Here is an 18,856-nt window from a genome sequence, read left to right on the forward strand (position 1 = left end):
AGGCCGGTTCCAACCGGAGGAGTCATGAACCGCATCGAAATCGCCCGCTCTCCAGCAACCTCCGGCGCCGCCCTTGGCGATCTGCCTGAGTGGGATCTGAGCGATCTTTATCCGGCACCAGATGCGCCGCAGGTCCAGTCCGACCTGACAGCCGCGCTCGAGCGCTCGCGCAGTTTCGAAAGTGCCTACAAGGGGCAACTCGCGCGGCTGGCGGCGGAGGATGTCGAGGCTCTTCTGGCGGCTGTGCAGTCCTTCGAGGATCTGGAAGATCTGTTGGGCCGGCTGATTTCCTATGCGGGTCTGCTCTATGCCGGCAACACCACCGATCCGGCGCGGCAGAAGTTCTATGGTGACATCCAGGAAAAGATCACCACGGCGAGTTCCCACCTCCTGTTCTTCACGCTGGAACTGAACGGCATTGATGACAAGGTCATCGAGACGGCACTGCAGGACCCGGGGCTCCGGCACTATCGCCCCTGGTTCGAGGATCTGCGCAAGGAAAAGCCGTACCAGCTGGAAGACCGGGTCGAGCAGCTGTTCCACGAAAAGTCGATCAGCGGCCGCGGCGCCTGGAACCGTCTGTTCGACGAGACCATCGCTTCACTCCGTTTCACGGTCGACGGCCAGTCGCTGCCGATCGAGGCGACGCTGAACTTCCTGCAGGACAGCGATCCGGCCAAGCGTAAGGCGGCGTCTGATGCTCTAGCCGAGACCTTCAAGGCGAACCTGCGCGTCTTCACCTTGATCACCAACACGCTGGCCAAGGACAAGGAAATCTCCGACCGCTGGCGCAAGTTCGAGGACATTGCCGACAGCCGGCATCTGGCCAACCGGGTCGAGCGCGAAGTGGTCGATGCGATGGTAGCGGCCGTGCGTGAGGCCTATCCGCGCCTGTCGCACCGCTATTACGCACTGAAGGCGCGCTGGCTCGGCATGGACCAGCTCAACCACTGGGACCGCAACGCGCCCCTGCCGCAGTCGGACAACCGGGTCATCTCCTGGGACGAGGCGCGCGGCACGGTGCTTGCCGCCTACGCCGGTTTTTCGCCCGATATGGCGGAAATCGCGGGCCGGTTCTTCGAGCGCGGCTGGATCGATGCCCCGGCCCGTGAAGGCAAGGCCCCCGGGGCCTTCGCCCATCCGACCGTGCCGAGCGCGCATCCTTATGTTCTGGTGAACTACCTCGGCAAGACGCGGGACGTGATGACGCTGGCGCATGAGCTGGGTCACGGCGTGCATCAGGTTCTGGCTGGGCCGAACGGACCCTTGATGGCGCCCACGCCGCTGACACTGGCCGAGACCGCCAGCGTCTTTGGCGAAATGCTCACGTTCCGCTCGCTGCTCGACAAGGCCGAAAGCCCGAAGGCGCGCAAGATCCTGCTCGCCGGCAAGGCCGAGGACATGATCAACACGGTCGTGCGCCAGATCGCCTTCTATACCTTCGAACGCAAGGTGCACACCGAACGCAAGGACGGCGAACTGACGGCCGAGCGCCTGGGCGAGATCTGGCTCGAGGTACAGCGCGAGAGCCTTGGGCCGGCTATCCGGCTGGGCGAAGGCTACGAGACTTTCTGGACCTATATCCCGCACTTCATCCATTCGCCCTTCTACGTCTATGCCTACGCTTTCGGCGATTGCCTGGTGAACTCGCTCTATGCGGTCTACGAGGACGCCGAGGAGGGCTTCCAGCAGAAGTACTTCGATCTCCTGAAGGCGGGCGGCACGAAGCATCACAGCGAGCTGCTGGCGCCCTTCGGCCTTGATGCGACGGATCCGGGCTTCTGGAAGCGCGGCCTGTCGGTGATCGAACGCATCATCGACGAACTCGAGGCGATGGACGACTGATGCAGACGGTGGAACCGGGCCCGGCGGACCCGTTCCGCCACACGCCCTATGACGGATCGAAACAGCCCTTCACCATTGGCCTGGCTCCGGTGGAGGACGCGCGCTGGTTCGATCCGGATCCGCTGCTGGCGCAGCATCTGCAGCTCAAGGATGCACTGTTCCGTGACCATCTGGACCGTGTGTTCCGGGCAGAGCCAGGCACAGAAGCAGCGCAGGCGGAAACCTTCCGTCTCATGGCTGCGCATTTGCCGGTCGTCCACCCGGCGCTTTATGGCGAGGTGGACGGCGGTGTTCTCGTGCGTGCGTCCGGCGCGGTCGTCGGGCTTTCCGGAACGGACACGCCCGGTCTTTTGTCTGCGGCCCGTCTGGTGCAGGACGATCTGGTCCTGATGCGCAAGGGCGAGGGCGGGTACAGGATTGCCGCCGCCGCGCTTTGCTTCCCCTCGTCCTGGTCCCTGGCCGAAAAGTTCCGCCAGCCGATGAGCGAAATCCACGCCAAGGTGCCGGGTTTTGCCGGGCGCATGGGGCAGACCGTGGACCGGATCTTCGACAACCTGCGCGATGGTCAGATCATCGAGCGGTTTAACTGGTCCGTTTATGATGACGCCGAGCTGCATCACCCGGAGGCCAAGCAGCTGACACCGCAGGTCGGGGATGTGGATGGATCGCTGCTGGCGGCGCTGTTTGTCCGCGTCGAACGCCAGACCCTGCGCCGGCTTCCCGCGTCCGGTGACATCCTCTTCACGATCAAGATCCATCGGGATCCGCTCGCTTTGCTCGCCCGCCATCCCGGGGGGCGTGAATTGGCCGCAGGCCTGGCGCGCCAGCTGCGTGCGATGGAACCGGCCCAACTGGCCTATAAGGGGCTGACAGGTCATCGGGACAGGTTGGCGGCCGATCTGGAGGCGCTGGCCCACTCGTAAGACCGCCGACGACAGACGCGTTGCCACGAGGCAGAGCGAGCCGAAGGACAGGACATGGCCGGGACAGACAACAACGGACAGGACCAGGAAGCCAACCGCTTCAGCGCCCGCGTGGGGCGCTACGCCAAGGTGGGCACCAACATGGGCGGCATCGCCGCCAAGCTCGCCGGGGCGCGCCTGTTCGGGCTGGACCTCGACAATCAGAAAGGCGCGGCGGAGCTGGCGGCGGCGCTGGGCGGCCTCAAGGGGCCGTTGATGAAAGTGGCGCAGCTCCTGTCGACCATCCCGGACGTGCTGCCGCCCGAATATGCGGCGGAACTGGCAAAGCTGCAGTCCAATGCCCCGCCGATGGGTTGGGCCTTCGTCAAGCGCCGGATGCGGGCGGAACTGGGTGACGGCTGGCAAGGCCGCTTTGCGTCCTTCGACAAGGAACCGTCGGCTGCCGCATCCCTCGGTCAGGTGCATAAGGCGACCGGGCACGATGGACGGGCGCTGGCCTGCAAGCTGCAGTACCCCGACATGTCTTCGGCGGTGGAGGCGGATCTCAAGCAGCTGGCGCTGCTCTTCTCCGTTCACAGGCGCATGCAGTCCGCGATCGATACCCGCGAGATTGCAAAGGAGATTTCGGAGCGGGTGCGCGAGGAACTCGACTACACCCGCGAGGCACGGCAGATGGCGATCTACCGGCATGTGCTGGCCGATGAGCCGCGAATCCGGGTGCCCGATGTGGTGGACGAGCTGTCAACACAGCGGCTTCTGACCATGGGCTGGCTGGAAGGCTCGCCGATGCTGAGCTGGAAGGACGCGGACCTGACCGTCCGCAACCGGCTTGCCGAGACGATGTTCCATGCCTGGTGGCATCCGTTCAGCCATTTTGGCGTCATTCATGGCGATCCGCACCTGGGCAATTACACGGTGTTCAGCGAGGCAGGCGAACCGGGCGGCATCAATCTGCTCGACTATGGCTGCATCCGAATCTTCCCCGCGACCTTCGTCGGCGGCGTCGTCGATCTCTACAAGGGGCTGCTGCATGACGATGACGCGCGAATTGTCCATGCCTACGAAAGCTGGGGCTTCAAAAGTCTGAGCAGGGATCTCATCAATGTCCTCAACATCTGGGCGAGATTCATTTATGGTCCTTTGCTGACAGATCGGGTGCGCGCCATCGCCGATGGTGTGAGCCCGGCCGAGTATGGACGTCAGGAGGCGTTCCGAGTGCAAAAGGCTCTCAAAGAGCTTGGTCCGGTCACGGTTCCCCGGGAATTCGTGTTCATGGACCGGGCGGCCATAGGTCTTGGTGGTGTTTTTCTTCACCTGCGCGCGGAATTGAACTTCTATCGTCTGTTCAACGAACAGATCGACGGCTTCGAGGTGAAAAAAATCTCAGATAGCCAGAGAACTGTTTTGGCCAAAACTGGGCTAGTCAGCCCTGTTGTGGCAGCGTAAGGACAGGTTCGGAGCGGCAGTCTTCCAGATGGAGACTTCCGGGCCGGATCACATTGCCGTGCGGGGCGCTTCCGTTGTATGGGGCAGCCCTTCACCACTTGTGAGAAACAGTCGGGGTACTATCGATGTCTAGCAACTCTTCTACCAGCATGGACTATGCCGAGCACGAGCGCACTTACGAGGGGTTCATCAACTTCTCGAAGATCGGCACCATCGCGGTTCTGACCATTGTCATCACCCTGGCCATGTTTGCCTTCGGCGGCACCGCCGCTGTCGTGTTCGGCTGGATCCTGACCATCGCCAACCTCGTTGCCATCGCTGCCGGCATGGCGCTGGGCGAAAAGGGCTGGATCCCCGCTGCTGGCGTGTTTGTTCTCGCAGGGCTTCTGGCTCTGGTGACCATCTGACCGAGCGCCGCCTCCGGGCGGCGTTTTCGTCTCGCCATCTCGTTTACCGCTTAATCTTCCCTGGGAGGGTCTGGAATGAGGATAGCTGTGCCGCGCGAAAGCGACGCGGTGGAAACCCGTGTCGCCGCCACGCCGGAGACCGTCAAGAAGCTGAAAACTCTCGGCTTTGAGGTGACCATCGAAACGGGAGCGGGCACAACTTCTCGCATCCTGGACACTGAATACGAGGCGGCTGGTGCCGTCATCGCCAAGGACGCTGCCTCGACGTTCGCCGATGCCGACGTGGTGCTGAAGGTTCGCCGTCCCAATGCGGACGAGCTGAAGCTGATGAAGGCCGGTGCCCTCGTCATCGCCACCATGGACCCCTATGGCAAGGAAGCCGAGGTTCAGGCCATGGCCGAGGCCGGCATCGCTGCCTTCGCCATGGAATTCATGCCGCGCATCACCCGTGCGCAGGTCATGGACGTCCTGTCGTCCCAGGCCAACCTTGCCGGCTATCGCGCCGTGATCGACGCGGCCGCCGAGTATGACCGCGCCTTCCCGATGATGATGACGGCTGCCGGCACCGTTCCGGCGGCCCGCGTCTTCGTCATGGGTGCAGGCGTTGCCGGTCTTCAGGCGATCGCAACGGCCCGCCGCCTTGGTGCGGTCGTGACCGCAACGGACGTGCGTCCGGCCTCGAAAGAACAGGTCGAATCGCTCGGCGCCAAGTTCATCGCCGTCGAGGACGATGAGTTCAAGCAGGCCGAGACGGCAGGCGGCTACGCCAAGCCGATGTCGGAGGCCTATCAGGCCAAGCAGGCCGAGCTCGTCGCTGCTCACCTGACCAAGCAGGACATCGTCATCACCACGGCGCTGATCCCGGGCCGCCCGGCTCCGCGCCTCATCACGGCCGCGATGCTGGCCAGCATGAAGCCGGGTTCGGTCGTCATCGACCTCGCCGTCGAGCGCGGCGGCAACGTCGAGGGTGCCAAGGCTGGCGAAGTCGCGACCGTTTCCGGCGTGAAGATCGTCGGTCACCTGAACGTGCCGGGGCGCATCGCCGCCTCCGCGTCCTCGCTCTATGCCAAGAACCTGATCGCCTTCCTGGAGACCATGGTCGACAAGACGAACAAGGTGCTGAAGCCGAACTGGGACGATGAACTGGTCAAGGCGACCGTGCTGACGCGCGATGGGGCAGTGGTTCACCCTGCCTTTGCGCCGGCGAAGTCGTAAGGGGGACGAGATGAGCGAAGTCAATCAAGCCGAAGCGCTGGAAAAGGCCCGCGCTGCTGCCGAGGCTGCGGCTGAAGCTGCAGAAACGGCCAAGGAAGCCGCCGCCGCGGCGCAGTCCTATGCGGACCAGATCGCAGGCGGCGCCGTGGATCTGGCCATGCGCGCCAGCGAAAGCATCGGGGCAGGGGCAATCGAGCCCTTCGTGTTCCTGCTCTCCGTGTTCGTGATGGCGATCTTCGTCGGCTATTACGTTGTCTGGTCGGTTACCCCGGCCCTGCACACGCCGCTGATGGCCGTGACCAACGCGATCTCCTCGGTGATCGTCGTCGGTGCGCTGCTGGCTGTGGGCGTTGACCTGTCGCATGGCGACGGAGCGCTGATGGCGCGGATCTTCGGCTTCATCGCCCTGGTCCTTGCCAGCGTCAACATTTTCGGCGGGTTCCTCGTAACCAGCCGAATGCTCGCCATGTACAAGAAGAAGCAGCGCTGAGGAGGCCGTATCCATGTCTGCCAACATCACGGCCGTTCTCTACCTGATCTCCGCCGTTCTCTTCATCATGGCCCTGCGCGGCCTGTCGCATCCGGAAACGTCCCGCACGGGCAACACCTATGGCATGGTCGGCATGACCCTCGCCGTGGTGACCACGCTGCTGGCGACCGGTGTCACCTTCAGCTCCGCGCTGATCATCCTTGCCGGCGTCGGCATCGGTGGTGGTGCCGGTGCGATCATCGCTCGCCGCATTCCGATGACGGCAATGCCGCAGCTCGTCGCCGCCTTCCACTCGCTGGTCGGTCTGGCTGCCGTGTTCGTGGCCGCCTCTGCGCTCTACGCACCGGAAGCCTTCGGCATCGGTGAACCGGGGCACATCCACGCACAGGCCCTGATCGAGGCCTCCGTCGGTGCCGCCATCGGCGCGATCACCTTCACCGGTTCGGTCATCGCCTTCCTGAAGCTCGATGGCCGCATGTCCGGCAAGCCGATCATGCTGCCGGGCCGCCATGCCATCAACATCGGCCTTGCCGTTGCGCTGGTGGTTCTGGTCGGCATTCTGGTGGCGACGGAAAGCGCTCTGGCCTTCTGGCTGGTGGTGCTCGTTGCCTTCGTGTTCGGCGTGCTGATCATCATCCCGATCGGCGGCGCGGACATGCCGGTGGTCGTGTCGATGCTGAACTCCTACTCGGGCTGGGCCGCGGCTGGCATCGGCTTCACGCTCGGCAACATGGCCCTGATCGTGACCGGTGCCCTCGTCGGTTCGTCCGGTGCGATCCTGTCCTACATCATGTGCAAGGGCATGAACCGCTCGTTCATCTCGGTGATCCTCGGCGGCTTCGGCGGCGAGACGGCTTCGGCCGGCGCATCCGGTGGCGGCGAGCAGCGCCCGGTGAAGCAGGGCTCGGCGGAAGATGCAGCCTTCATCATGAAGAACGCGTCCAAGGTCATCATCGTGCCGGGGTACGGCATGGCGGTTGCCCAGGCCCAGCACTCCCTGCGCGAGATGGTCGACAAGCTGAAGGCCGAAGGCGTCGAGGTGAAGTATGCGATCCATCCGGTCGCAGGCCGCATGCCGGGTCACATGAACGTACTCCTGGCAGAAGCCAACGTGCCTTACGACGAAGTGTTCGAGCTGGAAGACATCAACTCGGAATTCTCGCAGGCTGACGTTGCCTATGTCATCGGCGCGAACGACGTGACCAACCCGGCCGCCCGTGATGATCCGCAGTCGCCGATTTACGGCATGCCGATCCTGGACGTGGACAAGGCCGGCACCGTGCTCTTCATCAAGCGCGGCATGGGCTCCGGTTATGCCGGCATCGAGAACGAACTGTTCTTCCTCGACAAGACGATGATGCTGTTCGGCGATGCCAAGAAGATGACCGAAGAGATCGTCAAGGCCCTCTGAGCGCCAGACAGACGAATCCTCTCGATGAAACAATGGACGGCCCCGGAAACGGGGCCGTTCTGTTTTGTGAAAGGCCCGCTATCGTCATCCCGGCCCAGCTGAGCGATAGCGAAGCGCCGAGCCGGGATCCAGACATCGGGCGCGCGAAGCGCGACAAAGCCGTCTGTTGCGCGTCCCATCGCGCATAATTGTTTATGAGCTCGCTTGCGCTCGCACAGACGCGCTGGATCCTGGGTCAGGCCCGGGACAGGCCCCGGATCTGCGGTTCGCTCGAGGCTCACCTTGTCCGGAATGACGGCAAGCTGACGAATCCCTAAGTTTGCCAGCCGCCGGGACGCCCCCGAAACCGGCCCCGGCTCGCGTTCCGCAATGCGCGGACTAAGCTTGCTTGCCCTGGCTTGCCAGCTTTGCCCGCAGCAGCTGCCACAGTTCGCCGCCGCTCTGGAACAGCGGCAGTTGCGGAATGCTCTCGGGTTCGTCGATGGACAGGCCGACTTCCGAGATTGCGCCATCCGAATCGAGATCGCGCACGATCAGCTCCACTTCGCCGCACCGGACCCGGTCGCCCACTTCCGCGGTGCCACCAAGGCGCTCGGTGATGTGGTCCCGGATCGACTGGGGCGGCTGTGACGGATCGACAATGCCGGACAGCCCGTAGGCCTCGGCAAGGGCCGCCATCGGCTGGCGCGGGTCGATAAGGAACTTGCCGTAGAAGTCCTCGTCATCCAGCGTCAGGCGTACGGGGCTTGCGAACAGCCGGTCGAGCAGGCGGATGTATTGCGGGGCGACGAACATGTAGACCAGATCGTCGACCTGCAGCCGTCCGGCATACTGGTACCGCATCGAATGGCCATCACGGACCACGAGCGACGGCCGCGCCCAGCGGGGCAGGCGTTCATCGCCGAGTGCCACGGGACTGTCGGCGGCGACCTTGTAGACCAGCAGCTCGTGATCGCCGCCGCCCGGCAGTTCAAGCTCCAGACGGTCCACCGGCCCGATGCGTGCGGGCACGATCAGGCCCAGCCAGCGGGCCATCGGCGCAATGGTCCAACCCTGCAGCAGCAGCGAGACCAGCACGACGATATAGGCGGTGTTGAACAGCAGCTGGCCGCTCTCCATGCCAGCCGCGAGCGGGATGATGCCGAGCAGGATCGAGACCGAACCGCGCAGGCCCACCCAGGAGATGAACGCGGTCTCGTTGCGCTTGTAGCCGAAAGGCAGAAGGCAGAGCCACACTGCCAGCGGCCGGCAGACAAAGGTCAGCGCCAGCGCAAGAATGATGGCCGGCAGGGCGAGGTCGAGGAACTGCGACGGCGTCGCCAGCAGGCCGAGGGTCAGGAACATCGCGATTTGCGCCATCCAGGTCAGGCCTTCGAGGAACCGGCGCAGGCCGACCTGTCCCTGGATCGCATTGTTGCTGGCCACGATCCCGGCCACATAGACGGCCAGAAAGCCGCTTCCGCCAACGAGGCCCGTGAAGCCGAACAGCAGCAGGGCAAAGGACAGGATGCTGATCGGATAGAGCGTTCCTTCGAGACGGATCACCTTTGCGCCGGCCAGGATCAGATAGCCGCCGACGACACCAAGGCCAAGGCCGAGGCCCATCTGGATGCCGAAGCCCTTGAGAACCTCGACCCAGGCCTCTCCAACACTGCCGCCGCTCAGGATCAGTTCGACCAGGACAATGGTCAGGAAGATCGCCATCGGATCGTTCGAGCCGGATTCCACTTCCAGCAGCGAGCGGACCTGGTCGCGGATCGTGATGCCGCCAACGCGCAGCAGGAAGAACACGGCGGCCGCATCCGTCGAGCCGACGATGGCCCCAAGCAGGAAGGCTTCCAGCCACGGCAGATTGAACAGCAGCCTGGCAATCAGGCCAACCATGCCGGATGTGAGCACGACGCCGACGGTGGCCAGCAGCAGCGCAGGAACGGACGCTTGCCGGACGGACCTCAGCTTGGTGTTGAAACCACTGTCGAACAGGATGATGGCAAGCGCCAGGCTGCCAACAAAATAGGCCGAACCGGCGTCATTGTAGCGGATGCCAAGACCGTCCTCGCCAGCCAGCAGGCCGATACACAGGAACACGAGCAGCAGCGGCGCGCCAAAGCGGAAGGCCAGCGCGCTGGTCATGACCGAGATCAGCACCAGACCGGCACCGATCATCGTGACGGGAAACAGCAGATCCAGCATGCGATGGTCCTCGTTGCCCCGCGGTTTGTGTCGGTGTTGTCAGTCTTCTAAACTAGGTAGTCCAACAGCCTTAAGAAACCGCAGCTTGCTCGCCCATTGCGTTTTGGGGGGCGAAAGGCGATACGCGTGGCATGCATGACACACAGCCGATCCCTTTTGACTACACCCCGCCCGAAGGCCCGCTTCAGGTGCTGCATGTCGATGCCGATGTCATTGTGGTCGTGAAGCCCTGCGGTTTGCTGAGTGTCACGGGACGCGGCGAGGACCGTCAGGACAGCCTCGTGACACGGCTGGCGGCGCAAATTTCCGGCGCGCGGATCGTGCATCGTCTCGATCTCGACACGTCCGGCGTCATGGTCCTGGCGCGCAACGCCGAGGCGCACAGGCGTCTGTCGATGCAGTTTGAACGGCGCGAGACCGGCAAGGCCTACGTGGCGCGCGTCTGGGGCCATGTGCAGGAGGAGAGCGGCGAGGTCAACTTGCCGCTGATCGTCGACTGGCCCAACCGGCCCAAGCAGAAGATCTGTTTCGAGGAGGGCCGTCCCGCCCGCACCCTATGGCGCGTCTTGCGGCATGAGGAAGACACCACGCTGATGCAGCTGGAGCCGATCACCGGACGCTCACATCAGTTGCGGGTTCACATGCTGAGCCTTGGCCATCCGATCGTCGGCGACAGCCTCTATGCCCATGCAGCGGCACGGGCTTTCAGCCCGCGCCTCGAATTGCACGCCAGGGATCTGGCCTTCACCCATCCGCTGACGGGCGAGCGCCTGCAGTTCACTGCCGAGGCGCCCTTCTGACACACGGAAGGCTCAGCTGCCGCGGTTGACCCGGGCAAGCCCGTCGCGGGCCACCTGGTTGTTGGCGTCGAGCCCGAGGGCGCGGTTGTAGTTGCGCACTGCATCGCTCTTCTGGCCGGTCATTTCCAGCGCGACACCGCGATTGGCCCAGGCGATGGACGAGTTCTTGTCAAAGTTCACCGCTTCCGACAGATCCGCCAGTGCTGCCTGCGGGTCATTGGCCTTCAGGTATGAAATGCCACGGGCGATATAGGGCTCGGAGGCCTTCGGGTTCAGCACGATCGCGGTCGAGAAGTCCTCGATTGCGAAGTTGTGCTGGCCCTGTGCCTGATAGATCAGGCCGCGGTTGTGGAACGCGCGCGCGTCATTGGAATTGCGCCGGATAACCGCGTCGAAGTCGCGCAGGGCTTCCGGATACCGGCCGGCCAGACGATAGGTGTTGCCACGGCCGACGAGAGCGGCGTCATAATCCGGCTTGATGCGCAGGGCACGGTCGTAGTCGGCAACGGCATTGGCCATGTTGCCGCGCCGGCGCTCGACAAGCGCACGGTTGGCATAGGCCTGATAGCTGTTGGGATCGAGCTTCAGCGCGGTGTTGAAGTCCTGCATGGCCTGATCCAGCTTGCCGGCCTTGCCATAGGCCACGCCACGCGTGTTGTAGGCATTGGCGTCGCCCGGGCTCACCTTGATCACTTCCGTCAGCGAAGCAATGTTCGCGCTTGATCCAGCGGCGGTGTCAATCGGCACACCGTTGTAGATGTCCGAGGTCTGGCAGCCCGCCAGGGACAGGGCAGCGCCAAGGGCGAGCGCGAACAGGCCAGACCGGCGAAGGGCCGGGGCACGATGGGAGCGAGGAAGGCACAGCGTCTGGGTCATTTGTCATCCACACGGGAGAAATCAGAAGGACGGTGCCGCGTCGCCGTCCGTTTGGCAATGGCTGTCCCGAATCGAGATACGAAAAGACCGGTCGGCAGCCCGACCGGTCGGTACGTCATGGTGCAAGATGACGTTGGAGAGCAAGCCCTCAGCTGCGACCGGGAAGCAGCCCTTCGCGCTGTGCGCGCTTGCGGGCCAGCTTGCGCGCCCGGCGGATGGCCTCCGCCTTCTCGCGCGCCTTCTTGACCGAAGGCTTCTCATAATGGCCGCGAAGCTTCATCTCCCGGAAGACGCCTTCGCGCTGCAGCTTTTTCTTCAGCGCCCGGAGCGCCTGATCAACGTTGTTGTCGCGAACCAGAACCTGCACGCGTGTAATCCCATCCTACCGCAGCCGGCATCCTCGTGCCCGCGTGTTGTCGAACATGATTGAAAGCAAGAGGACTTGCCGCTGATGGCCCCTCAAGCTCACGCGCGCGTCACTACCAGAAAACGGCAGATTTGTCTATCTAACGACGCCAGCCCGCTGCGCCATGAACCACGTTGCCGCCGGGCACCCCTGTCTTTTTCAGCAGCAGTCAGAGGCTCGGCAGGCTGGACAGGGATCGCCAAACGATCTACCTCTGATCGCCCGGATTGTTTTTCCGTTTCTTTTTGGTGTGCTGTCCGCTTGCCCCGCCCTCGGCAAATGCCGGACCCACTGCCTGTTTCCGCCGGTCAGACGCTGCTGTCTGCCCGCTCGGGACGAGCGGTGCCGCGCATCCGTCCGACCCTGGAGCCCGCGCGTGTCGACAAAGCCCGCCCTCACCCTGTCTTCGCTCTGGCGCAGCGACATTGCCCCGACGCTTGCCCTCGGTCTGCCCCTTGCGGGCGCGCAGCTCGCCCAGATGGCCATCAACACGACTGACATCATCATGGTCGGCTGGCTCGGCCCGGTCGAGCTTGGCGCTGTGGTGCTGGCCAACAACCTTTACATCCTGTTCTGGTTCTTCGGCATGGGCATGACCCAGGCCATCATTCCGCTTGCCGCCCAGGCGCTTGGCCGCAAGGCCCCGCGGGACCTCCGCCGAACGGTACGCATGGGCCTCTGGGCAGTGGCGCTCTACTGCCTTCCTGTCTGGACCGTGCTGTGGTTCACGCGCGACATCCTGATCCTGCTTGGCCAGACACCGGAACTGGCGGACCTCGCTGCTGGCTACATGCGGATCATGCAGTGGACCATGCTGCCCTCACTGGCGATCATGGCGACGCGCGCCTTTGTGACCGTCATGAACCGGCCGCAGATCGTGCTGTGGGCAACGATCGGCGGCGCCGTGCTCAATGCGATCCTCAACTACGTGCTGATCTTCGGCCATTTCGGCTTCCCGCGGCTTGAGCTGCAAGGCGCTGCGATTGCCTCCTTCTGCACGCAGATGCTGGCGTTCTCGATCCTCGCCGCCTATGTGGTCACCCAGCCGCGCCTGCGCCGGTTCAATGTCTTCGGGCGGCTCTGGCGCAGTGACTGGCCAGTGTTCTTCCAGATCCTGCGCATGGGGTCGCCGATCGGCCTGACCATCGTGGCCGAGGGCTTCCTGTTCACCGGCTCGACGATGATGATGGGCTGGGTCGGCACCCTGCCGCTGGCCGCCCATGGCATCGCCCTGCAGATCGCCTCGATCACCTTCATGGTGCCGCTCGGCATTTCGCAGGCCGGCATGACACGGGTGGGTCTGGCAGCGGGGCAGCGGGATCTGGACGGGATTGCCCGCGCCGGCTGGACGGCCCTATGGCTGACCCTGGGCTTCATGACGCTGGCGGCCATCGCCTTCTGGACCATTCCTGGTCCCATCGTCTCGCTGTTCCTCGACTTCGACAATCCGGCTTCGGCTGAAGTCCTCGCCATTGCCGTCAGCCTGCTCGGGGTCGCGGCCGTATTCCAGATTGCTGACGGGGCCCAGGTGGCCGGCGGCAGCATCCTGCGCGGTCTGGGCGACACGATGACGCCGCTGCTCTACGCGCTGGTTGGCTACATGGCCATTGGCATGACGCTGTCATACGTCCTGGCGTTTCCGCTTGGTCTTGGCGGCGTCGGCATCTGGTGGGGTCTGGCTGGCGGGCTGGCCTCGACCGCGATCATGGCGATCTGGCGCTTTGCCCGCCGCAAGGAAGCGGGGTTGCTGCCGGCCGTCTGAGCGGCCGGCAGCAAGACCAGTCTCAGCGCTTCGGCGTGATGCGGTTGACGTGGCCCATCTTGCGGCCCGGGCGGCTCTCCGCCTTGCCGTAGAGGTGCAGGCGCGCATTGGGTTCGGCCAGGATTTTGGCCCAGTCGTCCGCTTCCGCGCCGATGAGGTTCTCCATCACCACGTCGCTGTGCCGCTCCGCCTTGCCGAGTGGCCAGCCGGCAACGGCGCGGATGTGCTGCTCGAACTGCGAGACCAGGCAGGCGTCCTGTGTCCAGTGACCTGAATTGTGCACGCGCGGGGCGATCTCGTTGACCAGCAGGTGCTCGTCGGCGCCCGTGCCCACGACAAACATTTCCACACCGATGATGCCGACATAGTCGAGGGCGGTCAGGATCGTTCCGGCAATGGCACGCGCCGCATTGCCCGTTGCCGAGCCCACGTTTGCCGGCACGGTGGAGGTCTTCAGAATGTGGTGCTCGTGGTGGTTTTCCGTGATGTCATAGGCAACGACCTCACCCAACACGCTGCGCGCGGCTACCACGGACACTTCGCGCACGAAGGGGATCAGCGCCTCGAGAATCAGGTCCTTGCCGCCCAGTGCCGCGAATGCCTCACCGGCCTTGGCGGCATCGCGGATCATCGCCTGTCCCTTGCCGTCATAGCCGAACCGCCGGGTCTTCAGCACGCCCTGGCCGCCAAAGCGGGCGAGCGCTGCGTCCAGATCAGCAAGGTTGTCGATGCGGGCATAGCCAGCCAGCGCGATGCCGGCCGCCGACAGGAAGTCCTTCTCGCTGAGGCGATCCTGTGCCACGGCGAGGGCCTTCGGACCGGGGCGGACCGGCAGGCGCGCCGCAAGATGTGCAGCTGTGGGGCCGGGCACGTTCTCGAACTCGTAGGTCACCACATCGACCTGAGCGGCGAAGGCGTCGAGCGCTGCGGTGTCCTCATAGGCGCCAAGCGTGTGGGCAGCTGCAACGTCGAAGGCGGGGCTGCCTGCTTCCGGGCAGAAGACATGCACCTTCAGGCCGAGAGCAGAGGCAGCTTCCGCCAGCATGCGGCCGAGCTGCCCGCCGCCGAGAATGCCGATGGTGTCACCCGGGGCGAGGATGCGCGCTGCACTGTCAGTCATGGTCGGATCATTCCTCGTCGGTCGGGAAGTCGGCGACTGCCTCGGTCTGGGCGGTGCGGAAGGCATCGAGCCTGTCAGCAAGGCCCATGTCCGTCAGAGCCAGGACAGATGCGGCCATCAGGGCGGCATTGACGGCTCCGGCCTTGCCGATGGCGAGGGTGCCGACGGGAATGCCGGCTGGCATCTGCACGATGGACAGAAGGCTGTCCTCGCCCTTCAGGGTGCGCGACTCGATCGGTACGCCAAACACCGGCAGCGGTGTCAGGGCGGCGGTCATGCCGGGAAGGTGCGCGGCACCGCCGGCGCCTGCGATAATCACCTTCACGCCATTGCCGCGCGCGGCCTTGGCGAAATCGAACATGCGCTCCGGCGTGCGATGGGCGGAAACGATGCGGGCCACATAGGCGACGCCAAGCCGGTCGAGGGTTTCGGCGGCATGTTTCATGGTGGGCCAGTCGGACTGGCTGCCCATGATGATCGCGACTGGCGCGGCGGCCTCGGCGCTCCCGTTTGCCATTGCATCTCCTTCGCTTGACGCGGGTTCCGGAAAGGCGCGGATTATAGGGAGTGGCTGGCGTGGCGCAAGGGCAGGGGCGCTGCTGCGCTGCAAAAAGCTGCCAGTCGTCTCAGGCGATGATGTCCGGGAACAGCTGGTCCTCGATGGCCGCGATCCGGTCGCGAATCATCAGCTTCTTTTTCTTAAGCCGCTGGAGTTGCAGGGCGTCGGCGCTGCCGGTCGCCGCCAGCGCCTGGACAGCCATGTCGAGGTCGCGATGTTCCTGGCGCAGCTGGGCGAGTTCCACCCGCAAGGCTTTTTCATTGGCTTCCGACATTGCACTCCCCAGACACAATTCACGTGCCGCGCAGTCAGTGCCGGCCGGACTGAAGTCCTTCTCCGGCGAATTACACGTGGCTGTGCTGCCATTCACAGCGAAACCGTACACCGCAGGCCGACATCGGGCGAGCCCAATTTGTCGAACCTGCGGCTAACACATGGTTATTGAACACAAGGCGGCGCAACGCGCTTGAGCGTTGCGTCATGTACAAGGTCAAAATCATCGCGTGATCGTAAACCTTACGTAATCGTTCGGTTCGTTTTGCAGTGCGATATGCAGCAAATGCGGGGCTGTCCCTCATTAATGCATTCGACAAGCCGGCAAAATATGTGGCACCATCTTGTTGTTAGAGCCAATAAGACAAGGAGCATCATCCATGTCAATGCAGTCGCACATCGCAGAACTGGAACGCCGTCACGCCGCTCTCGAGCGGGAAATCGCGACGGCCCTTCTGCACCCGAGTGTCGATAATCTCGAAGTGGCCGATATGAAACGCCGCAAGCTCCGGCTCAAGGACGAAATTCAGAAACTGCGAGGCGATGATACGGTGCACTGAGGTGCACCTCTGCCGATCCCGGCGCCGCCGATCATGCTGGTCGAGCGCGCCAAGCTTTCACTCACAGTCGCTTTCCGAAAACCCCGTCTGGCCACAGGCGGGGTTTTTCCATCCCAGGCGTCTGGTCTGGTGCCACGTCGGGCTCCTCCGCAGACAACAAAAACCCCCGCAACACTGTTGCGAGGGTTTTTGAAACTGCGCTGGCGATGCCGCCGGCAACAGGCTTACGAGCCGAGGAAGCCCGCAAACTTGTTCTTGAAGCGCGAGACGCGGCCGCCACGGTCCATGATCTGACGCTCGCCACCGGTCCAGGCCGGGTGGGAGATCGGATCGATGTCGAGAGCCAGGGTGTCGCCTTCCTTGCCGTAGGTCGAGCGGGTCATGTACTCCGTACCATCGGTCATGACGACCTTGATGGAGTGGTAGTCGGGATGGATGTTCGCTTTCATCGCCGGTCCTTTCCAGCACCTGCCCTTAGCCCCGAACGGCCGGCCGGCGAGATGCGTGTCTTGAGTGCTGAGCTGACCGCGCGCGTGCGCAAGGGCAGCCCTTTGAAACATGAGGCGCTGCTATATCGTAAGACGGCTGGCAAAACAAGGGCGCGTGTTTGCGCAATTCGGCCTTTTTCCGCTTGGAATTCTGCGGCCGATGCGCCACCTCTCCAGCCAGAGACAAACAGCGTTCAGTGGAGTGTCCCGTCTTGGCCACCGCAGACCCCGCAGCCGCGACGGCGAAGCCAGATCAGAAGTCTGATCCGAAGACCGAAAATCGCAGCCGGTCCCTGCGTCCTCTGGCCCAGTTGCTGCCCTATCTTGGCCGCTACCGGCTGATGGTCGCGGGTGCGCTCGTTGCCCTTGTCGGCGCTGCAGCGACGACCCTGGTGCTGCCGATGGCCGTGCGCCAGATGATCGACCACGGGTTTGGTGCGGATGATCCGCAGCTGGTGAACACCTATTTTCTTGTTCTGATCGGCGTTGCGGCCACGCTGGCGCTGGCCAGCGCCAGCCGGTTCTTCCTGGTGATGTGGGTCGGCGAGCGGATCGTCTCCGACGTTCGAGCCGATGTCTTTGCCCATCTCACGCGGCTCAGCCCGGCGTTCTATGACAGCGCCCGGTCCGGTGAGATCCTGTCGCGCTTGACGGCGGACACGACGCAGATCAAGGCCGCATTCGGGTCAAGCGCCTCCATTGCGCTGCGCAACTTCGTCATGTTCGTCGGGGCGGTATCGCTGATGGTCTACACCAGCCCGCGCCTGTCGGTGATCGTGCTGGCGGTGATCCCGATCATCGTGCTGCCCCTGATCGGCTTTGGCCGCATGGTGCGCAAGCGCTCGCGTTTGGCACAGGACTCGCTGGCCGATGCCTCGGCCTTTGCCTCCGAGATGCTGGGCTCCGTCCGCACGCTGCAGGCCTTCACGGCCGAGCGTCTGGTGGCTGCTCGATATGGATCGGCCATTGATACCGCCTTCCGGGCGGCACGCGGCGCGCTCGGAGCGCGGGCTTTCCTCACCGGCTTTGCCATTCTCGTCATTTCCTCCAGCGTCGTCGCCGTGCTCTGGATCGGAGCGGGTGACGTCTTCTCCGGCCGGATGACGGGCGGTCAGCTGGGGCAATTCCTGCTGTATTCGATCCTGGCTGCCGGCGCGCTCGGGGAACTGTCGCAGGTCTGGGGAGAAATCTCCCAGGCTGCCGGGGCAGCCGAGCGTCTGGCCGAGCTGCTGCGCATCCAGCCGGCCATCGCCGCTCCGGCGCGGCCTTTGCCGCTGCCGGTGCCGCCGCGTGGGGAGATCCGCTTTGAAGCCGTGGCCTTTGCCTATAACCGGCAGGACCCGGCCGCTGAGGATCTGGGCACGCCCACGGCCATTCCGGTGCTGCGCCAGATCGATCTCGACATCCGCCGCGGCGAAACGGTTGCCGTCGTGGGACCGTCCGGGGCTGGCAAGTCGACCCTGTTCCACCTTCTGATGCGTTTCTACGATCCGACCGGCGGCCGCATCCTGCTGGACGGCGTGGATCTGCGAGAAACGGACCCCGAGGCCGTGCGGGCGCGCATTGCGCTGGTGCCGCAGGACACGGTGGTCTTTGGTGCCAGCGCTGCCGACAACATCGCCTACGGCCGTCCCGGGGCGTCACGGGCAGAGATCGAAGCAGCCGCTCGCCTCGCCCTGGCACATGACTTCATCGCGGCGCTGCCGCAGGACTATGACACGGTCCTGGGGGAGCGCGGCATCACGCTTTCCGGTGGCCAGCGTCAGCGGATCGCCATCGCACGCGCCGTCCTGAAGGACGCGCCCGTGCTGCTGCTGGACGAGGCCACCAGCGCCCTGGACGCGGAAAGCGAGACCCTGGTGCAGCAGGCGCTGGAGCAGCTCATGCAGGGCCGCACGACGCTTGTCATCGCGCACCGGCTCGCCACCGTGCTGAAGGCCGACCGGATAATTGTCATGGATCAGGGCAAAATCGTCGAGAGCGGCAGCCACGCCGATCTGGTGGCGCAAGATGGCCTGTATGCGCGGCTCGCCCGTCTCCAGTTTGAAACGGGCGCACGCGCCCTGCAGGAAACCTACTAAG

The 18,856-nt window shown here is 64.2% G+C and carries 18 protein-coding genes; 11 read left to right on the top strand and 7 right to left on the bottom strand.

Going from position 1 to position 18,856, the window contains the following annotated elements:
• Positions 1 to 24: 24 nt before the first annotated feature.
• The 7 genes from OVA12_RS02015 (at position 25) to OVA12_RS02045 (ending at position 7,737) form a co-directional block, all read left to right on the top strand.
• Positions 25 to 1,845, top strand: coding sequence for a M3 family oligoendopeptidase (locus tag OVA12_RS02015; RefSeq protein WP_268134011.1), 1,821 nt, complete (start codon positions 25 to 27; stop codon positions 1,843 to 1,845).
• A complete protein-coding gene (locus OVA12_RS02020) occupies positions 1,845 to 2,768 on the top strand; it encodes a heme-dependent oxidative N-demethylase family protein (RefSeq protein ID WP_268134013.1) in 924 nt (307 codons plus the stop codon). The genes OVA12_RS02015 and OVA12_RS02020 overlap by 1 nt, the downstream gene beginning before the upstream one ends.
• A 54-nt stretch (positions 2,769 to 2,822) precedes the next feature.
• Positions 2,823 to 4,214, top strand: coding sequence for an ABC1 kinase family protein (locus OVA12_RS02025; protein ID WP_268134015.1), 1,392 nt, complete (start codon positions 2,823 to 2,825; stop codon positions 4,212 to 4,214).
• 125 nt (positions 4,215 to 4,339) lie between these two features.
• Positions 4,340 to 4,621 (top strand): aa3-type cytochrome c oxidase subunit IV, encoded by a 282-nt coding sequence (locus tag OVA12_RS02030; RefSeq protein WP_198646879.1) that lies wholly within the window; start codon positions 4,340 to 4,342, stop codon positions 4,619 to 4,621.
• Between the two features lie 75 nt (positions 4,622 to 4,696).
• Entirely contained in the window at positions 4,697 to 5,836 is a 1,140-nt protein-coding gene (locus OVA12_RS02035; RefSeq protein WP_268134018.1) for a Re/Si-specific NAD(P)(+) transhydrogenase subunit alpha, read from the top strand.
• A gap of 10 nt (positions 5,837 to 5,846) precedes the next feature.
• Positions 5,847 to 6,326, top strand: coding sequence for a proton-translocating transhydrogenase family protein (locus OVA12_RS02040; RefSeq protein ID WP_198646878.1), 480 nt, complete (start codon positions 5,847 to 5,849; stop codon positions 6,324 to 6,326).
• A gap of 13 nt (positions 6,327 to 6,339) precedes the next feature.
• On the top strand, positions 6,340 to 7,737 hold the full coding sequence (locus OVA12_RS02045; RefSeq protein WP_268134020.1) for an NAD(P)(+) transhydrogenase (Re/Si-specific) subunit beta: 1,398 nt from the start codon (positions 6,340 to 6,342) through the stop codon (positions 7,735 to 7,737).
• 378 nt (positions 7,738 to 8,115) lie between these two features.
• Here OVA12_RS02045 and OVA12_RS02050 read toward each other — a convergent pair whose 3' ends face one another.
• The gene (locus tag OVA12_RS02050; protein WP_268134021.1) at positions 8,116 to 9,930 is read right to left on the bottom strand and encodes a potassium/proton antiporter; all 1,815 of its coding nucleotides are present in this window, start codon (positions 9,928 to 9,930) and stop codon (positions 8,116 to 8,118) included.
• Positions 9,931 to 10,061: 131 nt separating this feature from the next.
• On the opposite strand from OVA12_RS02050, the gene OVA12_RS02055 reads away from it, so the two are divergent.
• Positions 10,062 to 10,730, top strand: coding sequence for an RluA family pseudouridine synthase (locus tag OVA12_RS02055; protein WP_268134022.1), 669 nt, complete (start codon positions 10,062 to 10,064; stop codon positions 10,728 to 10,730).
• Positions 10,731 to 10,742: 12 nt separating this feature from the next.
• On the opposite strand, the gene OVA12_RS02060 is transcribed toward OVA12_RS02055, so the two are convergent.
• Both OVA12_RS02060 and rpsU read right to left on the bottom strand, forming a co-directional pair.
• Positions 10,743 to 11,606 carry a tetratricopeptide repeat protein gene (locus OVA12_RS02060; protein ID WP_268134024.1) on the bottom strand — a complete coding sequence of 288 codons (864 nt, stop codon included), beginning with the start codon at positions 11,604 to 11,606 and terminating at the stop codon, positions 10,743 to 10,745.
• Positions 11,607 to 11,754: 148 nt separating this feature from the next.
• Positions 11,755 to 11,973: a 30S ribosomal protein S21 gene (gene rpsU, locus OVA12_RS02065; RefSeq protein WP_268134026.1), complete on the bottom strand. Its 219-nt coding sequence runs from the start codon at positions 11,971 to 11,973 to the stop codon at positions 11,755 to 11,757.
• A 415-nt stretch (positions 11,974 to 12,388) separates the two neighbouring features.
• Here rpsU and OVA12_RS02070 point away from each other — a divergent pair, with 415 nt between their 5' ends.
• Positions 12,389 to 13,774: an MATE family efflux transporter gene (locus OVA12_RS02070; RefSeq protein ID WP_268134028.1), complete on the top strand. Its 1,386-nt coding sequence runs from the start codon at positions 12,389 to 12,391 to the stop codon at positions 13,772 to 13,774.
• A gap of 22 nt (positions 13,775 to 13,796) precedes the next feature.
• On the opposite strand, the gene OVA12_RS02075 is transcribed toward OVA12_RS02070, so the two are convergent.
• From OVA12_RS02075 to OVA12_RS02085, 3 genes are all read right to left on the bottom strand, one after another.
• A complete protein-coding gene (locus tag OVA12_RS02075; protein WP_268134030.1) occupies positions 13,797 to 14,894 on the bottom strand; it encodes a 5-(carboxyamino)imidazole ribonucleotide synthase in 1,098 nt (365 codons plus the stop codon).
• Positions 14,895 to 14,901: 7 nt separating this feature from the next.
• Entirely contained in the window at positions 14,902 to 15,411 is a 510-nt protein-coding gene (gene purE / locus OVA12_RS02080; protein ID WP_268134032.1) for a 5-(carboxyamino)imidazole ribonucleotide mutase, read from the bottom strand.
• Between the two features lie 109 nt (positions 15,412 to 15,520).
• The gene (locus OVA12_RS02085) at positions 15,521 to 15,727 is read right to left on the bottom strand and encodes a YdcH family protein (RefSeq protein WP_268134034.1); all 207 of its coding nucleotides are present in this window, start codon (positions 15,725 to 15,727) and stop codon (positions 15,521 to 15,523) included.
• Between the two features lie 379 nt (positions 15,728 to 16,106).
• Here OVA12_RS02085 and OVA12_RS02090 point away from each other — a divergent pair, with 379 nt between their 5' ends.
• The gene (locus tag OVA12_RS02090) at positions 16,107 to 16,286 is read left to right on the top strand and encodes a YdcH family protein (RefSeq protein WP_268134036.1); all 180 of its coding nucleotides are present in this window, start codon (positions 16,107 to 16,109) and stop codon (positions 16,284 to 16,286) included.
• Between the two features lie 224 nt (positions 16,287 to 16,510).
• Here the strand turns inward: OVA12_RS02090 and rpmE are convergent, their stop codons facing one another.
• A complete protein-coding gene (rpmE, locus tag OVA12_RS02095) occupies positions 16,511 to 16,735 on the bottom strand; it encodes a 50S ribosomal protein L31 (RefSeq protein WP_268134038.1) in 225 nt (74 codons plus the stop codon).
• A 251-nt stretch (positions 16,736 to 16,986) separates the two neighbouring features.
• Between rpmE and OVA12_RS02100 the strand changes: the two genes are divergently transcribed.
• Positions 16,987 to 18,855, top strand: coding sequence for an ABC transporter transmembrane domain-containing protein (locus OVA12_RS02100; protein WP_442793799.1), 1,869 nt, complete (start codon positions 16,987 to 16,989; stop codon positions 18,853 to 18,855).
• Position 18,856 lies beyond the last annotated feature (1 nt).

The sequence above is a fragment of the Pannonibacter sp. SL95 genome (assembly GCF_026672425.1).
In the GTDB taxonomy this organism is placed as follows: Bacteria; Pseudomonadota; Alphaproteobacteria; order Rhizobiales; family Stappiaceae; genus Pannonibacter.